Raw genomic sequence first — 19,047 nt, 5'->3', positions numbered from 1 at the left:
TTCAGTGGCCATTTGTCTGCACACTTTCGTACGTCCCGCATGGTCGCGACCGGTCGAGGCAATCCGGTACGGCCGCATCTAAGGCGATCGGCACGGACTTCTCCGCAACGTGGACGAAGAATTCCGACTCGTTTTCCCGGTACGTCTTTTGGAAGTCGCCGTATGTGCATACGCGCTCGAAACCTGCTTCACGTAGCAATCGCTGCACGTAGTTCTTCCGCAACGGGAACATGTTTAGCGTGTATTTGCAGCCGTCGGTGAAGGTGTATTTGAAGCGTGCCAAGCCGTCATCCAGATGCTCCGGCTCCGCCGTGACCTGGTCACCGCAGTAGTAGTACTTGTGCGTCGACGTGAAGCCGTGGTCGAGCATCGCGTCATAATTTCGTTGGTCGAGGATCAGGATTCCGTCGTGGCGCAGGGCCGCGTAGAACTCGGCCAAAGTCTTACGGCGACCCTGCTCGTCGTGTAAGTGGGTGAACGAGTTGCCCAGGCAGATTATGGCGTCATACGTGCCATGGATGTTCCGGTTCAGCTCGCGCCAATCGGACTGGACGGTCTTGAGGATGAGTCCGCGCTTCCGGCCGTTCTCAAACGCCTTGGCGAGCATGGCCGCCGAGCCGTCGACACTGGTGACATCGAAACCTGCCTGCGTCAGACGAACGGAATGGAAGCCGGTGCCGGTGGCCGTGTCGAGGATGCTCTGCTTACCCCTCGCGCGCAGGACGTCGACGAAGAAGGACCCCTCGGACTTGGTCCGAGCATCCCAATTGATCAATTCGTCCCACTTCTCGGCGAAACTCTTCACGAATTCCCGGCGATAGAGATCCGAGTCGCGGTCAGCCAGCGGATTGTCGCCGTAGTTCTGTTCGAACGCGTCCAATTCCGCGTTGTCGTGCGGACCGAGAGTCAACGTCGATCGCTTCGTTTGGATTTCGACCCGCGCAGCGGCGGAAGCCCGGCGTCGTGGGGAGTGTCCCAGTTCCCGAAGCGCCTGATGCATTTCGACAGCGTCCAACCCCATGCTGCCCTCCTAGCCCTCTGCCGACCGTGCCGCTGCTGGCCGAAGAACAGCCAGCGGGGATCGGGTCGTGTTCTGCTGCGTGAATCGTCGCGCGCACTCTGTCGGACGAGCGCAGTAGCACGGCACTGCTTCTCGCGCGGATTTCGGACCGGACTACTGAACGCAGGACGCCGCACGTCTAGAGACTTCAAAACCGTGGCTTAAGTAGCCCGAGCCGACAACGGCCGGGATTGCAGTGGCGCACTACCGCGCTGGTCGCGCCTCACGCGGGCGAGGATTCCTTTCGGAGATAGCCATCGGTGAGAAGTCGTTGGCCGTCGTCGAAGGAGATGATCATGCAGCTGGCACTTCGTCCCTATGCCACCGCCGGTGTTGCCGTCCTCGGCGCCGGCCTGATCTATGTCACCCCGACGACCGCACCACACATCGAGCAGCGCCCGGTCGAACTTGCCGCTGCCGAGGCCATCGTGGATCTGGTCAATCCCATCGATGCGGGGTTCAGCGCCTTGACTGGAGCCGGCGGGTCGGCTTTGGCCTCGGTCACTGACGTCCTGGCGCCCGAAGGTGGAGTGCTGAGCAGCGAACTCAGCGGCGTGCTGCCGAGCTTGGGTGATTTCAGCGGGACGCTCGCCGACGCAGCGGACAGCACCGGCTTGACCAACTTGTGGGCCCTACTGGGGGCGTTGTTCGACACCTCCTGGCCACAATGGGAACAATTCTTCGGTCCCATAATTCTTTTCGGTGGAATCTTTGTAGGAGGTTTCGTCGGGATTCTTCAGGGCTACTGGGAGGAATTTTTGACTGCTCTGGGCATCGAGCCGGCAAGCGCCTTGACAGCGGCTGCGACCGGGGCGATGGACACCAGCGCCTTATCGGCGGCGCTGGACCTCAACCCGTTAGCCGACATCGGCACAGCATTCGATCCCGCCGCTACAGCCGACATCGGAACAGTGGTCGATCCCTCCGGACTGGCCGACATCGGCACCGCGCTGAGCACCAGCACGATCCCGGATCTGGGTGAGATTCTGACCGGTCTGATGCCCTGAATCCTCAGGCGCGGCAGGCCTTCCGGAAAGGCTGTGGCGCAGGCGAGATGGTCACGTCATTGGAGCGTCGCGGCGGGGTATCAGCGCGGCGAGTTCGTCGCGGCTGGTGGTTCCCGTCTTCGCCATCGCTCGGTAGATGTGGCTCTCGACGGTGCGCACGGAAACGGTCAGTCGCTCGGCCATCGCACGGTTGGACAACCCCTCACCGATCATCATCACGATCTCTACTTCTCGGTCGGTCAGCGGCAAGGGCCTCGCGGCCTGGCGTAACGCCGGAGTGCTAGCGCCGCCGCACTGTTCGGCCAGCGCATCGCCACGCGCCGAGCACGTCAACGCCGATCCCCGCAGGTCTTGGCTGCGATACGTGAGGGCGGCGTGGGCAGCCGCATCTAACGCCGCGACAAGATCACCCATTCGTTCGAATTCCTCTGACACCGAGGACAATTCAGCAGCGTGGCCGTCGCGCAGTGCGACGGCGAACCGGGCAGCCAGGCCCACACGTGGCCCTTCGACGATCGACTCGAGCTCACGCAACCTGGGTGCACCGGTGCGATCACCGAACTGGGTGGCGGTCTGCAGGCAGAGAACTTCGGCCGCGAATTGCCCGGCGGCTGCGGCCCTTTCAGCCGCCGACAGCACAACGGTGATCGCCTCGCTGACGGCGCCCTGACTAGCGATGACCCACGCCCGGGCCAAGCTGCATTCGTAGTCGAGTGACCGGAACGGACGCAGCAGCTTGTCCAGCACGCCGAGCATGGCGGCCGCCTCGCCCGTTGCACCGCGCATGGCGAATGCGGTCATGCGCGGGATGTGATAGCGGTACCCCCACCCGATCGCGTGCGAGGCGGACAATCCCTCCGCCCCCTGTTCCAACATCGCACATGCGGTATCCAGGCGGCCGGCCCCAAGCGCAGCCCGACCAGCCACGGCGCGGCCGAGTAACTGGGCGGCGCCCGGAAGATCGGCAGCCTGCCGGCGCACCCGTTCGGCCACTTCAACGGCGTCACCGATCCGCCCAGACAACAGCAGCGCGCTGATGTGCGCATCAGCGATATTGAACCTCATGTGTGGAGCATCAAACGAGCGAGTCGCAGTGGCGTAGCCCGCATCTGCGACGGCCACTGCTTCGGCGGTACGACCAGCGTCTGCGGCTATCGTGGCGAGCACCCACGCTATCTCCGCGCCAACGACTGCCGGTAGGTCGTCCAGTGCGAGGCTTTCCGACATTTGCCGCGCCTCCTCGGGCCGGTCCATCGCAAACCAATACACCGTCAGGAACGCGTCGATATAGCTGCGCGCGTGCGCAGGGGTGGTGCGTGACGCCTCGTCGATGATTTCTTTCGCGCGCGCCGGGTCGCCGAGCGCCCAGAGCATGTTGCTGGCCCGTAGAAACGCCAATCTGGCGTGGCCCTCGTCCGTCAACGCGTCGCTGTCGGCCGCGGCGAGCACCGTGTCGGCCTCCTCACCACGCCCCAGCCACGAAAGTGCATGCGCTCGAACAAAATTCGGTTCCGGCCCGCCGCCGGCGCGGGCTGCCGCTTCCGCGAGTCGAGCGGCGAGCGGCAGATCCGCCAGCCAGACGGCGCCCTGTGCTGCGCTGACGAGCAAGTCGGCGTCGGGTGTGAGATCGGAGTCGATACTCAAGGTGGCGCGGCGCACCACGACCTGTATGTCGTCGTGGTCGTCGGCGGCGGCGAGTTCGGCGGCAACCAGTCCGCGTAGCCGCCGCAGTTTGGTGGCTGCCGCGCGCCTGCGGCGCACCTCGCCGTAGAGCGGGTGCGCTACCCGCACCTCCACACCGCTAATCGCGGGCTCGAGCGTGATCAGCCCGCGGGTCTCGGCCTCCTCGACCGCGGCCGGATCAGTGATCCGCCTCAGGGCCGCCAGTTCGATCGGCTCCCCGACGGCTAGCGCGTCGACCACATCACTAACCGACGTCGGCAGGGCTCCGATGCGCGATTCGATCAACTCGACCAAGCTGGGAGGCATCATCGGGTCACCCGTCCACCGCCAGAATCCGCGCTGTTTCACGAGCCGGCCGTCCGCGACCTCCTGGTCAACGATGGTGCGAAGGTACAAAACGTTGCCGCGGGTTAGGTTCCATAGCCGCTGAGCGGCGTCCGGATCCACGGATCCGCCGAGGGTCGCCGACAGCAGCGTGCTGGTTTCGTCGACGGACAGGGGTTGCAGGTCGAGTCGACCGAACCGGCCGCCCTTCCATATCTCCTGTACCGCGGCGGGAATGGGTTCGCCGTCGCGAACGGTGAGAACCACTTTTGCCGCGCCGCGCTGCACGATCTGGTGCACAACGAATAACGACAAATCGTCGAGTAGATGCACGTCATCGACACCCACCACCACCGCGGCGTCCGGGGATGCGGCCGTCAGCAGGTCGATCACCCCGCGCAGCAACTGAACGGTATCGGTGACACCCGACGGCGCCCACGCCGACAAAACACCCAACGGAATTGCACGTGCCGAGGATGTGCCGACCGCCAACCGACCTTCGCACCCGTGGGACTCAGCAGCCGACAAGGCCTCACGGGCGATGCGGCTCTTCCCCACGCCCGCCGCACCGTAAATAACAATCCCTGATACATCCGAAGCCGAGATGGCGGCCTGGATAGCCCGCATCTCCTCCGAGCGGCCAACTAGCGGCCACCGCATCTGCATCCCCAAAGACTAGGAGGGCAGGCACAGGGACGCGGAGCCTACTGGCGACTTCATACAAAAGAGCCATGTCCTGGGTGCTTACGCTTTCGCGACGTCCCCGTCCCGCAGCTCGCGTAACGCTGTCCGCAGTCCGCGACGTCTGCCCGTGTCGGGATCGATACCGAAGCTATCCCGAACACCACCACGAATTCGGAACTTCAGCTCCGAGTGGGTTTCTGGTGAATCGTCGGCGCTGGCTTGAAGCAACTTGTTCGGGAGCGAGAGCTTCAGAATCGTCCAGAATGTCTGCATATATTGGTGCCCAAGGGATCCGGTCGTGTAAGGAAGGTCGTACTTGTCGCAGAGCGCTGTGATGCGCTCCGATATTTCGGCGTACCGGTTGCTGGGCAGATCGGGAAACAGGTGGTGCTCGATCTGGTAGCACAGGTTTCCGCTCATAAAAGCCATCATGGGCCCGGCCTTGAAGTTCGCCGACCCGAGCATCTGCCGTAGGTACCACTCCGGGTGCGTCTCCGCCTCGAATTCCTCGGCAGTGAATTTCTCGGCGCCGTCGGGGAAGTGCCCGCAGAAGATGACCATGTACGACCAGTAGTTGCGGATGAGGTTAGCCGTCACGTTGGCACCCAAGGTGTGCTTCCAGTTCCGGCCCGACAGGGCCGGGAAGACCAGGTAGTCTTTGCCGACCTGTTTGCCGACCTTCTTGCCGATCACGCGCAGGTCCCTGCGGACCTCGTCCTTGGATTTCTCTCCCCTGCGGACCTTCGACAATTCCACCCCGTGCAACGCAACTCCCCACTCGAAAAGTGTTCCGAGCAGCAGGTTGTAGACCGGGTTGCCGATATTCCACTTGTCCCAGCGTTGGTCTCGGGTGACGCGAAGCAGTCCGTAGCCCACGTCGTCGTCCATCCCGACGATGTTGGTGTATTTGTGATGCACAAAGTTGTGCGATTTCTTCCACTGCACGCTCGGAGAGGTGGTGTCCCACTCCCATTCGGTCGAGTGAATCTCCGGATCATTCATCCAGTCCCACTGGCCGTGGGTGATGTTATGTCCGAGTTCCATGTTCTCGATAATCTTCGCCGCGGCGAGCATTGCGGTACCGGCGACCCAGGCGACCTTGTTTCTGCTCGCCATCAAGGCGACTCGGCCCCCCGCCGCCAACGCGCGCTGCAACTGGATGGTCCTGCGCACGTAGCGGGCGTCCCGTTCACCCCTGGACTCTTCGATGTCGGTTCTGATCGCGTCCAGTTCGCGGGCCAATTCATCGACGTCGGCCTCGGTGAGGTGTGCGTACTGTTTGATGTCTGTGATTGCCATGCGGCCCTCCTAGATGTTGATGGTGCAGTCGCCGGAAGCGGCGGAAATGCAGGTCTGGATTCGGTCGCCCGCGCCGTGCTCGGTGCCGGACCGGAAGTCCCGCACATTGCCGGATTCCAGCGGCAGTACACAGGATTGACAGATGCCCATTCGGCAGCCGAACGGCATCTGGATGCCGAGCTTCTCGCCACCTTCCAAAAGTGACGTGGCGCCGTCGAGTTCGATGGACTTATCGGAGATGGCGAAGGTGACCGTGCCGCCTTCGCCGCCTTTGTCGGTGCGGGCGATGGTGAACCGCTCCATGTGCAGGCCGTCCGCGATGCCCGCGTCCGTCCACACCTTTTCGACCGTATCGAGCATGGCCGCCGGCCCGCACGCCCACGCGGAGCGCTCCCTCCAATCCGGAACGACTCCGTCAATTTCGGCGAAGTCGATGTGGCCCATGTCCGCGGTCAGCTGCAGATGCAACCGGTAGCCGGATTCGGCGCGCTCCAGCGCACGCAACTCGTCATGAAATATCACCTCGTCGGCGGCGGGCGCCGAATGGATGTGGATGATGTCGGGACTCTCACCACGCTGCTTGAGCGAGCGCAGCATCGCGATGACGGGGGTGATGCCGCTGCCTGCTGTCACGAACAACAACTTGGCCGGCGCCGGGTCGGGAAGTGCGAAATCACCCTTCGGAGTTGCCAGCCGAACCACGGTGCCGGCCTCGACGCCGTTGACCAGATGCGACGACAGGAACCCCTCGGGAGTTGCTTTCACGGTGATCGAGATCAGTTTTTTGTCGCGCCGCGGAATCGACGTGAGCGAGTACGACCGCCAGTGCCAGCGGCCGTCGACCCGAAGTCCGATCCCCAGATACTGGCCGGGCTGATAGTCCCCGGAAAATCCCCATCCCGGCTTGATCGTCACCGTCGCCGAGTCTTCAGTCTCTTTATGGACATCGACCACGACCCCGCGCAGTTCCCGCGCGGACCACAACGGGTTGAGCAACTTGAGGTAGTCATCGGGCAGTAGCGGTGTCGTCGCGCGAGCCACCAGCCCGCGCAACACGTTGACCTTCGGTGATACTGCGGTTTCGACGTCCTTCGCGGGAGCAGCACTCCATCGCGTCAGGCTTCGCATCTTCAAATCCATACTGCGGCTCCATTGCCTCGGTTTAGGTACACGGGATATTCGATTTGGGTGAACATCTGTGCACCGATTACCCCGTCCATAGATCTGCAAACATCCGTTCTGCCGGCTACAGCAAAGGTGGCCTCGGCAAGGCCCGCGCTGCGTGCCTGACGGTCCGAAAGGGCAACCGCTCCGTCTGACGGTGAACCGATCCCCCATCACGCTCGTGACATGTTCAGTCGACGCACCCTCAGCGCCGGGGGTGCGTCTCGAACTCGGTACTACGTCTGGTTACTCACAGTTTTGTTGACGTTTACGAGCCGGAGAGGGTGGAAGAGCATGGCCCACAGGGATATTGGTGTGCTGCCGGACCTGCATTCGGAAGCGCCGAACATCTCTATTCCAGTGCATTCGGTTGGACACGTCGGGGTCAAGCGGATCTTGACGATCGACGAGCATGACGGTGCGGCGATGGTCGTCATGGACATCTCGGTCGGGTTATATGCCCACCAACGTGGCGCGCACATGTCCAGGCTGATCGAATGCATCGATCGGCCGGGTCCACAGCCGACCGTGCTCGACTACGCACAGGGCATCCTCGAACGGCTGCGCGGCGCTGTACCCGCCGCCGCGTCCTGGTCGGTGGACGCGCGGGCCACGCTCGTGTTGTCGCACGACGGCGGCTTCAAGCCGATCGAGGAGATCTGCCGGATCGAAGCGGCAGAGCAGACCGAGGTGACCTGGGGCGCGGCCTTCAAGGTTTGTCTGGCCTGTCCCCAAGCGCAGAGCGCGATCGCCTTCGACCGTGACGACATGGACAACGTCGGCGAGCATCCGTCGCACAATCAGGTGTGCGACCTGGAAATCACCGTGACCGGGGATTTGACGACCGTGGCCGGTCGTTCCGTGACCGACCTGCTCACCGTGGGAGAGTGCGCGGCCAGCGGGCCGGTGCGGGAACTGCATAAGCGACGCAGCGAAGCCGACACGGTCACCGCCATCCACCACCACGCGGTGTTCGCAGAGGATGCGCTCCGGATAATCGCCGATAAGACCAGGGCCCAGTTCCCGAGTGCTACGAGGGTCACGTGTCAGATCGTGAACTACGAGAGCATCTTCGAATACCCTCTTCGCTGCATCGTCATCGCCTGACGAAACGTTGGCGGAAATGAAAGTCAGCCAAGGTTTTTCGTCTTGATCCGCTTTCTCGTGTTGATCCGCCGTAAATCCAACTAGGCGTAATTCTCAGCGTTTCCTAAGCGCGGCTAGCGTAAGCAATGCCGTAAGCACGCGCACGATGGTCGAGCACAGCTCTCGATTCCCACCGATTTCACGTGAGGCCGCAAACTTGTTAGCCGATGAAGGCCCGAAACAGGCGTTGACCAAGGTGCCGGCGGTGACCTTGGGCTTCTGGGTCATCAAGATTTTGGCCACAACCTTGGGCGAGACGGGCGGCGACACCGTCACGATGACCCTGAACTGGGGTTACGTGGCTGGAGTCGCACTTTTCGGCATCGCGTTAGTGGTGCTGGTCGCCGGGCAGATCCTCGCCAAGCGTTTCCACGCGACGCTGTATTGGGCGACGATCGTGGCTTCGACGACCTTCGGCACGACTCTGGCGGATTTCGCCGACCGATCGTTGGGAATCGGCTACACCGGCGGATCGCTTCTGCTTCTAGGTTGCCTGCTGGCGACGCTGGGACTCTGGCGTTGGTCCGAGGGAACAGTGGCTGTCAGCACTGTTTCTACGCCGAAAGTCGAGGCGTTCTACTGGGCAACCATCACGTTTTCGCAGACGTTGGGCACCGCGCTCGGCGACTGGCTCGCTGACACACGCGGAATTGGATACGAGCGGGGCGCGCTGGTGTTCGCCGCGGCGCTCGCGATCGTCATAGCCCTGTATTACTGGACCGAGATGTCGCGCGTCACCTTGTTTTGGGTCGCTTTCATCCTGACGCGGCCGTTGGGCGCAACCGTGGGCGACTTCGTCGACAAGCCCGTCGCCGACGGCGGCCTCGCCCTGAGCCGGCCGCTGGCCTCGGCAGTCATCGCGGCCGTCATTGTCGTGCTGATCGTCGTGCTGCCACAGCGCCCGGGACGTCATCCGGCGGAGGCACCGGCATGAGAGTTCTGCTCGTCGAGGATGAGCCGCGGTTATCGACGACTCTCACCAGGGGCCTGAAGGCCGAAGGCTTCGTCGTCGTGTCCGTCGGTAATGGCGTCGACGGCTTATACGAGGCGATCGAGAACAACTTCGACGTGGTGGTCCTCGACATCATGCTGCCCGGCCATAGTGGATATGAGGTCCTGCGACGAATGCGCGCACAGGACGTATGGACACCGGTGCTCATGCTGACTGCCAAGGACGGTGAGTACGACGAGACCGATGCGTTCGATCTCGGAGCGGATGACTATCTGACTAAACCGTTTTCGTTCCGCGTGCTCGTGGCACGGATCCATGCCTTGGTCCGTCGTGGTGCGCCGGAGCGACCGGTGGTGTTGACCGCCGGATCACTGTCTCTCGATCCTGCACGACACAAGGTTGAACGTGGTTCGATCCCAATCACACTGACTCCGCGCGAGTTTGGGCTGCTCGAATTCCTGATGCGCAACAAGGACATGGTGGTGACAAAAGCCGAGATATTGCGGAACGTGTGGGATGCGCACTATCAGGGTCCCGACAATGTTGTCGAGGTCTATGTCGGATATCTGCGGCGGAAGATTGACGTTCCGTTCGATACCAACACCATCGAGACAATCCGCGGTGTCGGTTATCGGTTGCTGTGTTGAGGCAATGCCACGGTCACCTTGGTCCCGCCACCAGGTCGATCGTCGATGCTGACTGTGCCGCCATGGGCGGCTACTACCTCGGCAACGATCGCTAAGCCCAAGCCGGCTCCCCCGCTGCTGCGGGAGCGATCCGAATCCAGACGCACGAAGCGTTCGAATACCCGCGTTCGTTCGGCCGGGGCAATGCCAGGACCGTCGTCACCAATGCTGAGAATAGCTGTTCTGTCCCGGCTGCTGACTTCGATAACGATAAGCGAATTCGCATGGCGCACCGCATTGTCCACCAGATTGCGGATCATCCGCGACATCCCGGCCGGGTCGGCGGTGAGACGCGATGGGCAGATATCGGCGTGGACCGTGCATCCCGCTTCGCGTCGAACACGAGCGGCTTCGACCTCAGCGAGTTCGTCGAGGGCCACCTCTTCCTTGCGCATCACCACGCTTTGTTCATCGGCACGGGCCAGCAAGAGCAGATCCTCGATCAGCACCCGCATGCGGTGCGCCTCGGGAAGCAGGGTGTCGACGGCCAATTCCGCATCAAGCAATTCCGGATGCGCCTCGGCGACCTCCAATCCGGAGATGATGGTGGCCAGTGGGCTGCGCAGTTCGTGCGAGGCGTCGCTGAGGAATCGCTGTTGCGCTTGGTGGCCGGCCTCGAGCCGTGCCAGCATTTCGTTCATAGTGACTGCGAGGGCTGAGATTTCGTCACGACTCGTTGGCACGGGTACTCGCTCGGCCAAATCGGAGGTTGAGATTTCAGCCACCCTGCTGCGGATGGCATCTACCGATTGCAGTGAACGGCGAACGAGCCGGTAGGTGGCGGTTGCCGCTACTCCGGCGATGATTGGGGCGGTGCCAGCCACCAGCAGCGCGACGGTCCGCACAATCGCTTCGACCGCTTCGCTACCTCCGCCGACAAGCACTGTGTACTGACCGGACCTGGCGTTGACCTTTTGACCGCTCACGCGCATGTCGTCATCGGCCACCGCATCGTCGGGCATGCCGCGTCGCAAGTTGAAGTCGAACTCGTTGATGGGTATCAGAGGTGTCGCAGGTGCGGACCCGGCCCGCTTCACCACCGTGCCGTCAGGGGCGATCAACTGGATTGCGACCACACGCTGAGTGGTGGCAAGAAGCGCACTGTCGAGCGCGTCGGGCGAACCCGAATGCAGTGCGTCAACTATGGTGCGAGCTCTGCCCGCGGTGGCATCGTCGACACCCGCCAACAACGTCCGATACAAGATCAGGTCAAAGGCCGCGCCCGCGAACGCGAAAGCGACCAGGACGACCACCGCTGAGGTGGCGGCTGAGCGAGCCGAGATACCCAAATTGGGCAGGCGCATCACCCGCGCGAGCTCACTTCGCCGCAGCGGCCAGGAAGACACCCCCACAGTCTGATTCTCCAGTGCTCAAAGCCGGCTGAGAACAGCGAAATCAACCATCCCGTCCGCACGCCAGCCGCCCCGATGGCCTTCCTCAGCGACTTCTCAGCGACTCGCTCCTACCGTGGCGCTGCCAGGTCGACAGCGACTGCAAGGGAGGGATGATGAGCCACCCCATCGACGCGCCCGTCCCGGCCACGGCGTCCCGACCGAGCTCTGATCTCCGCCGCGCCGGACGTTTCGTCGAGTCCGAGACCAGTGTGCTGTGCAAGCCACGGATGCGCGGATGGATCCATCTTTGCTGCGCCTACGCGGCGCTGGTAGCCGGTTCGGCGCTGGTCGCGGTGTCATGGGCAGTGACATCGACGCGAGCCGCGTACGCGACGTTGGCCTACACGCTGGCGATCGTGGCGATGTTTGCCGTAAGCGCCACGTATCACCGCGTCAGGTGGGGTTCGACGGCCGCCAGGAAATGGATGAGGCGGCTGGACCATTCGATGATCTTTGTGTTCATCGCCGGCACGTATACGCCGTTCGCCTTGCTGGACATGCCACCGTCGACTGGGCGTCAGGTGTTAGCGATCGTATGGGGCGGCGCGGTGGCCGGAGTTGCGCTGACGCTGTTCTGGCCCGACGCCCCGCGCTGGCTGGGCGTTGCGCTCTACCTGCTGTTGGGTTGGGTAGCGATTTGGTACGCAGCGACGATCCTGCATAACGCCGGCGTGGCAGCGGCCGTCCTGCTCGCAGTCGGGGGTGCGCTTTACAGCATTGGCGCGGTGTTTTACGCACTACGCTGGCCCGACCCGTGGCCTTCGACCTTCGGCTATCACGAGCTATTTCACGGATTAACAGCAGTCGCTGCGATTTGCCACTTCGTGGCAGTCTGCCTCGTGGTGTTTTGAGACAAGTCGTCTGGCGCTAGGAGGTCCTTGATGCGGATCGCGTCCGTCGTGGCCCGCCAAGTGCTGGACTGCAAGGCACGTCCGTTGGTTGAGGTCGAAATCACCACCGACACAGGCCATGTCGGCCGCGGCGCGTCGCCGACCGGCATTTCGGTCGGAGCGCATGAAGCCGTTGTAATACGTGACGGAAACCGGGCCGAATACGACGGGCTGAGTGTGCACCGCGCCGTCTCGGCAGTGACCGACGAAATCGCTCCTGTACTCGTTGGCGCCGAACTCGACGACCCGCGGTCTTTAGACCGGGTCCTGATCGAGCTCGACGGCACGCCGGACAAGCACCGCCTTGGCGGAAATGCCATCTACTCCACTTCGATCGCGCTGTTGCGCGCGGCGTCCGCGGCTGCGGCCATACCCACCTATACCTACGTCGCTGCATTGCTGGGGCTCAAACCACCAAGTACGGTGCCGGCACCCAGTTTCAACATGATCAACGGTGGCCGTTACGGAGATATCTTCCAGCCGTTCAACGAGTTCCTTGTGGTGCCGTATCGCGCCGACTCCATCGAGTCGGCGGTCGAAAAGGGAGTGAGTCTGTTCGGCGTGCTGGGCGAGCTGCTTGGCGAGCGGCTTGGCCACGCACCGTTGATGGCGTCGTCTTACGGGTATGTCGCTCCGTCCAGTGACCCGCGGGTCGTCATGGAGGTACTGGCCAAGGCCGTCGAGCGCGCCGGCTGCACCGACGTCATGGCGTTTGCCTTGGACTGTGCGTCCAGCGCGGTCTACGACGAGTGCACGCAGACATACGCATTGAACGGCGAGCGGGTGGTCGCCGAAGCCCTGATCGATTACGCCCGGGCGCTGTCGGAGGACTTTCCGATCGTGTTCATCGAGGACCTGTTTGACGGGGATGACTGGGATGGCTTCACCAAGGCGGTGCAGACCATCGACCGCTCGATCATCCTCGGCGACGACCTGATCGTCACCAACCCCCAGCGTCTGGAACGGGCCGTAACGACCTCGGCCGTTGACGGATTCGTTCTGAAGCCCAACCAAGTCGGGACCATCGCCGAGGCACTGGACTGCTTCGAATACGCCTCACAGAACGCCATTCTGGCGATCCCGTCGGGCCGGTCCGGCGGTGTCATCGACGACGTCGTGATGGACCTGGCGGTGGGACTAGGCGCGCCGTTCCAGAAGAACGGCGCGCCGCGGTCGGGCGAGCGCATCGAGAAGCTCAACTTCCTGCTGCGCGCGGCCGAACGCATCCCGGACTGCGCGCTCGCCGACGTGCCGGCACTGGTGCGGTTCTGAGAACTGTCGGCCGCTAGGCGCCCCACAGCAGCGGCAACGCCACGGCGGCACCGCATACCGCGGCAGCGATCGAAAGTGCCAGCCAGTCAGCCTTTTTCGGCCGCGACGGGGCTGCTGAGATCTGACCCGATCCACCCCGGGCGGTGATCGCATCGCCCATCTCGTCCGCACGTCGCAGCGTCACCGTGATCACCGCGACGATCAAGTCGACCGCGTCCGTTACCAATTGCCTGAGACGGGGCCCGCGAGTCCGCGGTGTCGATTGGAGTCGCAACCGGCGAGCGGCATACAGCACCCGGAACTCGTCGATCAGCATCGGGAAGGTACGCAAACCGAGCGCCAGTGCGACAGACCAGTCGTCGACCGGGATGTGCAGCCGTCGCAGTCTGCGCCCCAAAGTGGCAACCGCAGGGGCGATTTCGGCGACGTTCGTCGTCCACGACACCAGCGCGCCCATCCCGAGCAACACCGCCGACAGCGCGGTGAATCGCAGGAATTCCAATAGGCCGCCGAGACCGAGCGTGACTGTGCCCACCTGGAGCCGCGGACTACCACCGGCCAATGTCGCAGTGATACCGACGATTAGCAGCACGGCCGGAAGCCAGCGCGGCAACGATGGGAGCGCACCGCGGGGAATACGCGCCAGCCGCACTCCCGCCGCGACCAACGCGGCAACGAGCCCGATCGTCACCCACCCCGGGGAGAGCGTCAACAACACTGAAACACCGAAAGCGACAAGCAGTTTGGTGCCGGCCCACAGGTCGTGGATGACGGAGCGTCCAGGCACAGGCCGCAGCAACACAACGGGTCGACGTGGGCGGCGGCTCGGGCGCTGCGCCGGCAGCTCACTAACCTCGGCCGCGACGGGCGTCGCCTCCAGTACGCCGTCGCGCAGGTGCAGCGTGCGCGGGCACAGCTCCTCCAGCCCGGCGAAGTCGTGCGAAATCACCACCACGGTCAGACCGGTGTCACGGCGCCGGTCCGCGAGCAGCCGCACAAGCCCGCGCTGGCTGGCGGCATCCAGCCCCGCCAACGGCTCGTCGAGTATCAATACCCGCGGCGACCGCGACAGCAATCCGGCCAGCACCACGCGCCGCATCTGGCCACCGCTGAGTTGGTCAATGGGCCGCGTCGCCAGCGCGGCATCCAGCCCGACATCGGCCAGCGCTGCGATCACTCGGGCGTGGTCGTCAGGCGAAAAGCCGCCTGCCGAAGCCACTTCCAGGTCGACACGGCTGCGCATCAACTGCAACCGGGCCGCCTGGAACTGGAGCGCTACTGCACCCACCTGCTCCGAGGCGAGCCGCTTGTCAAGCAGACAGGTGCCGGCGGTGGGTACCGTCAACCCGGCCATGATCCACGCCAGGGTCGACTTACCGGAGCCGTTGCCGCCGTGGATCAGAAGCCCGTCGCCCTCATGCACGACGAAGTTGACGTCGCGGAGCGCGGTTCGTGCCCAAGGGGTGCCACTTGCGTACTCGTGGCCTATCCCTGCGAGTTTGAGCACCGGCGCGGGAGAATCGTAGCCCACCGTCACCGTCGGCGCGGGCACGGTCTCGACCATAGCGGTGTTATCCAGCGAATCGCTGAGATTGATTGTGCGGTCGGCGTATTGAGCCTCGTTGTTGTAGTGAGTGATGTGTACCAGCGCGGTTTGGTGATGGTCGGAGAGACCGGACAGCACGGCCAGCAGTGCGTCCCGGCCCTGCTGGTCGACCATGCTGGTGACCTCGTCGGCAATGAGCAGCGCCGGCTCCCGCGCCAGCGCTGCGGCCACGGCGAGGCGCTGCAACTCCCCACCCGACAGGCTGCCGGTGTCGCGTTCGGCGAGGCCGACCAGCCCGACTTCATTGAGTAATCGGTCGACGTCGATGGTCTTGCCGGGAGGCAGTCCCCACACCACGTCGTCGGCGACCCGCGTGCCCAGCACCTGGCTTTCCGGGTGTTGCATGACGACGGCGGTGCCACCGAGTTGACCGAGACCCACCGCACCAAGACGCTCGACCGTGCCCGAGGTCGGTTCGCGGCCGGCCAAAATCAGCATCAGCGTGGTCTTGCCGGCGCCGTTGGCACCAGTGACCGCAACGTGTTCGGCTGGCAGCACACTCAGGCTGACCGCGCGCAGTGCGTCATGGTCGGTGCGCGGATAACGCAGACGCACCTCGTCAAGCCGCACCGGGACCGGCTGGATCGGCCCGGTATCGGGCGACGCGTCCAGCTTGTGCACATCGGGAATGCCGCCCAGCCGTTCCAGTACGCGGGAAAGCACCCACCAACCGATCATCGAGGCGCCCATCATCGCGACGACGGCGAACCCGAGCACGAACCACTGCCAGTAGTTCAGCGCTCCGGCAACGAAACTCGCGAACCAACGGGCGACGCCCTGCAGGTGTGGCACCCTCACCAAGATTGTCGCGACTCCGTACACGGCGGCGGTGATCGCGTGGAACATCAGCTGCCGAAGCTGCGTCAGAACAGTAAGTGCGACGACCATCACGGCACCGATGACGGCACCGACACTGGTCGATGCGCAGATCACGGTGGACAGGCCACGACGATGCCGTTTCACGATTCCAGCCAGGCCGCCGACGAAGGCGCAGAGCGCGACAGCGCTGAAGCCGCTCAAACCGACTACCAAGAACCCGATCACACCGGCCGCCACCGTCGCGGCGATCACAACGCCGACCCGGTACCGATAGGCCAACAGCCCCATCGGCACGCTGCCGAGCAACCCGAGCCACCCGGCGTGCGGGAGCACGACCGCAACGATCGCAACCGCCGCGCACAGGGCGCCCATCACCGATGCGTGAGCCAATTCGTGCGGCCGTAGCGATCGAGCCTGACTAGACATCCCGACCGACGGCGTGTGACAGGCGTCGACATCAGCCTGATGACCCAACCCAATCGTCATGTGGTGACCCCTAACCGGGCTATCAACCCGCTTCCTCGACATGCGAGGCGCACGCTCCTACACATGGGAGCGCCAGCGTAGAAATCGGTCACTGAGGAGTCGCTGAGAAGGTCATTTGCTCGCGTAGACGCGATGAAAGAAGCCTCCCGACAGCGCCGGAACCTTCTACAGCCCGTGCACGTCATACCTGAACGAATAGGAAGTATTCGTGAACCGACCTTGTTGTAACCCGGTGAGCTATTAGTACACGTCGATGATCAGAGATTTGAGGGAGTAACGGCGCATGACGGCTGTGACCGTGAGCACCGACGTTGTGAAATCAGCAACACCCGAGGAGACCTCGGCATGGGCACCGCTGAAGATTGCGATTTACCGCAACTTATTCATCGCGCAGCTGGTATCCAACATCGGCACGTGGATGCAGACCGTCGGCGCCCAATGGTTTCTGGTTGAGCACCACAGCAGTGCAACCATCATCGCACTGGTCCAAACCGCTTCGCTCACACCGACATTAGTCTTGGGGCTCTTCGGCGGCGTGTTTGCCGATCTGTTCGATCGGCGACGGCTGCTCATCGTCATTCAAACCTATGCGGTGCTCGTCGCCGCGGTACTTGCCGCACTGGCATTCACCGGGGTTCTGACCCCGACCTTGTTACTGCTGTTCACCGTGGCCATCGGGTGTGGCTCAGCGCTGACCGCCCCAGCGTGGCAGGCGATCCAGCCCGAACTCGTTCCGCGTGAACAGATACCCGCCGCGGCGTCGCTGGGCAGCGTCACAGTCAACGTGGCCCGCGCAATCGGACCCGCCCTGGCCGGGATGGTGGTGCTGCAGGCCGGGCCGGCCGCGGTGTTCGCGCTGAACGCGGTGTCGTTCGCCGCGATCATCGTCGCGTTGCGGTCCTGGAAGCGACCCGGCTGCGCGCCGCTGGCCGAGCGCGAAAGCATCGGGCTCTCGATCCTGGCCGCACTGCGATGGGTCCGCCACGGGCCCGTCACCCGCCGGATCCTCCTGCGCTCGGCGCTGTTCGCGTTTCCCGCCTCGGCGTTGTGGGCGCTGCTGCCCGTCACGGCCGCGCAGCACTGGCAGATGAACTCCTGCGGTTACGGCCTGGTGCTCGCCGCCCTTGGCGTCGGCGCCGTCATCGGGGTGGCCCTCATCGCGCACCTCCGCAGATTATTCGCAACCAATGCCGTGTTGGCAGGTTCGGCCGGTGCCTATGCATTGGGTCTAATCGTGGTAGCGATCGGCCCGTTCGGCCCGGCGATCCCGCTGCTGCTGGTGTGCGGCATGGCGTGGATCGCCACCCTGACTACACTCAACGCCTCCATCCAGCTGTCGCTGCCACAATGGGTGCGGGCCCGTGGCATGGCGGTGTATTTGCTGGTCTTCAGCGGTTCCCAAGCGCTCGGGTCTTATCTGTGGGGTCTGATTGCCGCCCACTTCGGGCTTGCGCACTCGCTCTTGGCGGCAGCCGCCCTGCTTCTGCTGACGGCGGCCAGCGTGGCCGTGCTTCCGCTGCGTCCCGAAACCGGAACGCTCGACCTGACGACTTCGACCGCTTGGCCCACGCCGACGTTGGTGTTTCAGCCCGATCCCAGCGACGGGCCGGTCCTGATTTCGACCTCCTACCATGTCAGCGACGACCGAATCCACCAGTTCGCCGCGGCGATGCTCAAAGTCGGCAGGTCGCGCTCGCGTACCGGCGGCTATCGCTGGCGGTTGTACCGCAGCGGCGAGGATCCCCAACTTGTGATCGAGGAGTTCACCGTGCCCTCATGGGCCGAATTCGACCGCCAACACAGCACTCGCTGGCTGGCCTCCGACCATCACGCCCTGGCCAGAGCATTGCAGTGCACCGTAGACGGCTGCGCGGAGGAGCACTGGTACTTCGCGCTGGCGGGCCCAGCAGGTGTGCTCGGCGGATCATCGAGGACGAACGCATCACCGCGCGCCAAGAGCCGCGTCGTTAGCGTGGATGGGATTCTTCCCGCGCCGTGGGCAGACGGACGGGTCTAGTCGCTTCTAAGCGAAATAAACGCCGATTCGGGAGCCGTGTAGTTCATCCGCGCAATGCAGACAGGAAAATCCGCGGTAGTGCGATGGGGTTGCGGTGGACGAGGAATCTTACGAGCCGCTTGACGGTGGTTTCGGCTGTCTTGTTGGTGGTGAAGAAAACTGGCTTGGGCGAGAGGGTCAGTTCTCCGTTGAACAACGAGCGCGGCGCGGGACGAAACGGGATCTCGACGACGGCTTTCTGAGGTCTCGGGAGCATAAAGGTGTTGTGCACCATTCCGGTGCCGCTGCCGATGTCTTGCGCGGTATTACCGGGAAACGCCCCCCAGGTCGCCAATGCAAACGCCATCCCCGTCCATGCGTTGATGCCGATGGCCCCGTAGCGGAGACGCGCGATCGCGTCATCGAAAGCCTGCGCGTTCTGCTTGCGGGTCTTTGGATCGATAGTGATAACTGCGCCAAGGTTGCCGGGCAGCACGTCGTTGGCGAACTCGACGGCGTTGTGCAGGAACTGCTCGACTGTCTTGCCGGGAAGTCGCACGACGCCGAGGACACCGACGA

General features: G+C 63.7%; 13 protein-coding genes and 1 pseudogene. 7 read left to right on the top strand and 7 right to left on the bottom strand.

All coding sequences use genetic code 11. The features are described from left to right. Position 1 precedes the first annotated feature (1 nt). A complete protein-coding gene (locus tag VN856_RS11195; RefSeq protein ID WP_325688937.1) occupies positions 2-1,021 on the bottom strand; it encodes a class I SAM-dependent methyltransferase in 1,020 nt (339 codons plus the stop codon). A 335-nt stretch (positions 1,022-1,356) separates the two neighbouring features. On the opposite strand from VN856_RS11195, the gene VN856_RS11190 reads away from it, so the two are divergent. Next, a complete protein-coding gene (locus VN856_RS11190; protein ID WP_325688935.1) occupies positions 1,357-2,067 on the top strand; it encodes a hypothetical protein in 711 nt (236 codons plus the stop codon). A gap of 51 nt (positions 2,068-2,118) precedes the next feature. On the opposite strand, the gene VN856_RS11185 is transcribed toward VN856_RS11190, so the two are convergent. The 3 genes from VN856_RS11185 to VN856_RS11175 form a co-directional block, all read right to left on the bottom strand. Next, positions 2,119-4,740, bottom strand: coding sequence for a helix-turn-helix transcriptional regulator (locus tag VN856_RS11185; protein WP_325688933.1), 2,622 nt, complete (start codon positions 4,738-4,740; stop codon positions 2,119-2,121). A gap of 78 nt (positions 4,741-4,818) precedes the next feature. After that, positions 4,819-6,057, bottom strand: a complete 1,239-nt coding sequence (locus tag VN856_RS11180; RefSeq protein WP_325688931.1) for a fatty acid desaturase — start codon at positions 6,055-6,057, stop codon at positions 4,819-4,821. A gap of 9 nt (positions 6,058-6,066) precedes the next feature. Then, positions 6,067-7,185 carry a ferredoxin reductase gene (locus VN856_RS11175; protein WP_325688929.1) on the bottom strand — a complete coding sequence of 373 codons (1,119 nt, stop codon included), beginning with the start codon at positions 7,183-7,185 and terminating at the stop codon, positions 6,067-6,069. Between the two features lie 330 nt (positions 7,186-7,515). On the opposite strand from VN856_RS11175, the gene VN856_RS11170 reads away from it, so the two are divergent. The 3 genes from VN856_RS11170 to VN856_RS11160 all read left to right on the top strand — a co-directional run bounded on the left by VN856_RS11170 (position 7,516) and on the right by VN856_RS11160 (position 9,966). Next, positions 7,516-8,328: a GTP cyclohydrolase, FolE2/MptA family gene (locus tag VN856_RS11170; RefSeq protein ID WP_325688927.1), complete on the top strand. Its 813-nt coding sequence runs from the start codon at positions 7,516-7,518 to the stop codon at positions 8,326-8,328. A gap of 145 nt (positions 8,329-8,473) precedes the next feature. After that, positions 8,474-9,301, top strand: a complete 828-nt coding sequence (locus tag VN856_RS11165; RefSeq protein WP_325688925.1) for a hypothetical protein — start codon at positions 8,474-8,476, stop codon at positions 9,299-9,301. Continuing rightward, positions 9,298-9,966: a response regulator transcription factor gene (locus tag VN856_RS11160; RefSeq protein WP_325688923.1), complete on the top strand. Its 669-nt coding sequence runs from the start codon at positions 9,298-9,300 to the stop codon at positions 9,964-9,966. The genes VN856_RS11165 and VN856_RS11160 overlap by 4 nt, the downstream gene beginning before the upstream one ends. On the opposite strand, the gene VN856_RS11155 is transcribed toward VN856_RS11160, so the two are convergent. Next, complete coding sequence (locus VN856_RS11155) at positions 9,948-11,309, bottom strand: sensor histidine kinase (RefSeq protein WP_325688966.1); 1,362 nt, start codon at positions 11,307-11,309, stop codon at positions 9,948-9,950. The two genes, VN856_RS11160 and VN856_RS11155, sit on opposite strands and share 19 nt — an antisense overlap. A 200-nt stretch (positions 11,310-11,509) precedes the next feature. On the opposite strand from VN856_RS11155, the gene trhA reads away from it, so the two are divergent. Next, entirely contained in the window at positions 11,510-12,250 is a 741-nt protein-coding gene (gene trhA / locus VN856_RS11150) for a PAQR family membrane homeostasis protein TrhA (protein ID WP_414686927.1), read from the top strand. A 27-nt stretch (positions 12,251-12,277) separates the two neighbouring features. Beyond that, positions 12,278-13,561, top strand: a complete 1,284-nt coding sequence (gene eno, locus VN856_RS11145) for a phosphopyruvate hydratase (protein ID WP_325688919.1) — start codon at positions 12,278-12,280, stop codon at positions 13,559-13,561. Between the two features lie 13 nt (positions 13,562-13,574). On the opposite strand, the gene VN856_RS11140 is transcribed toward eno, so the two are convergent. Beyond that, positions 13,575-16,412 (bottom strand): ATP-binding cassette domain-containing protein, encoded by a 2,838-nt coding sequence (locus tag VN856_RS11140; RefSeq protein ID WP_325688964.1) that lies wholly within the window; start codon positions 16,410-16,412, stop codon positions 13,575-13,577. 343 nt (positions 16,413-16,755) lie between these two features. On the opposite strand from VN856_RS11140, the gene VN856_RS11135 reads away from it, so the two are divergent. Then, positions 16,756-18,489, top strand: coding sequence for an MFS transporter (locus tag VN856_RS11135; RefSeq protein WP_325688918.1), 1,734 nt, complete (start codon positions 16,756-16,758; stop codon positions 18,487-18,489). 43 nt (positions 18,490-18,532) lie between these two features. On the opposite strand, the pseudogene VN856_RS11130 reads toward VN856_RS11135, so the two are convergent. Continuing rightward, positions 18,533-19,047: pseudogene (locus VN856_RS11130) on the bottom strand (aldehyde dehydrogenase); the annotation flags it as partial.

It is taken from the genome of Mycobacterium sp., assembly GCF_035603715.1.
GTDB lineage: Bacteria > Actinomycetota > Actinomycetes > Mycobacteriales > Mycobacteriaceae > Mycobacterium.
The sequence above is the reverse complement of the archived record's forward strand: the minus strand, read 5'-3'. Positions and strand labels throughout refer to the sequence as shown.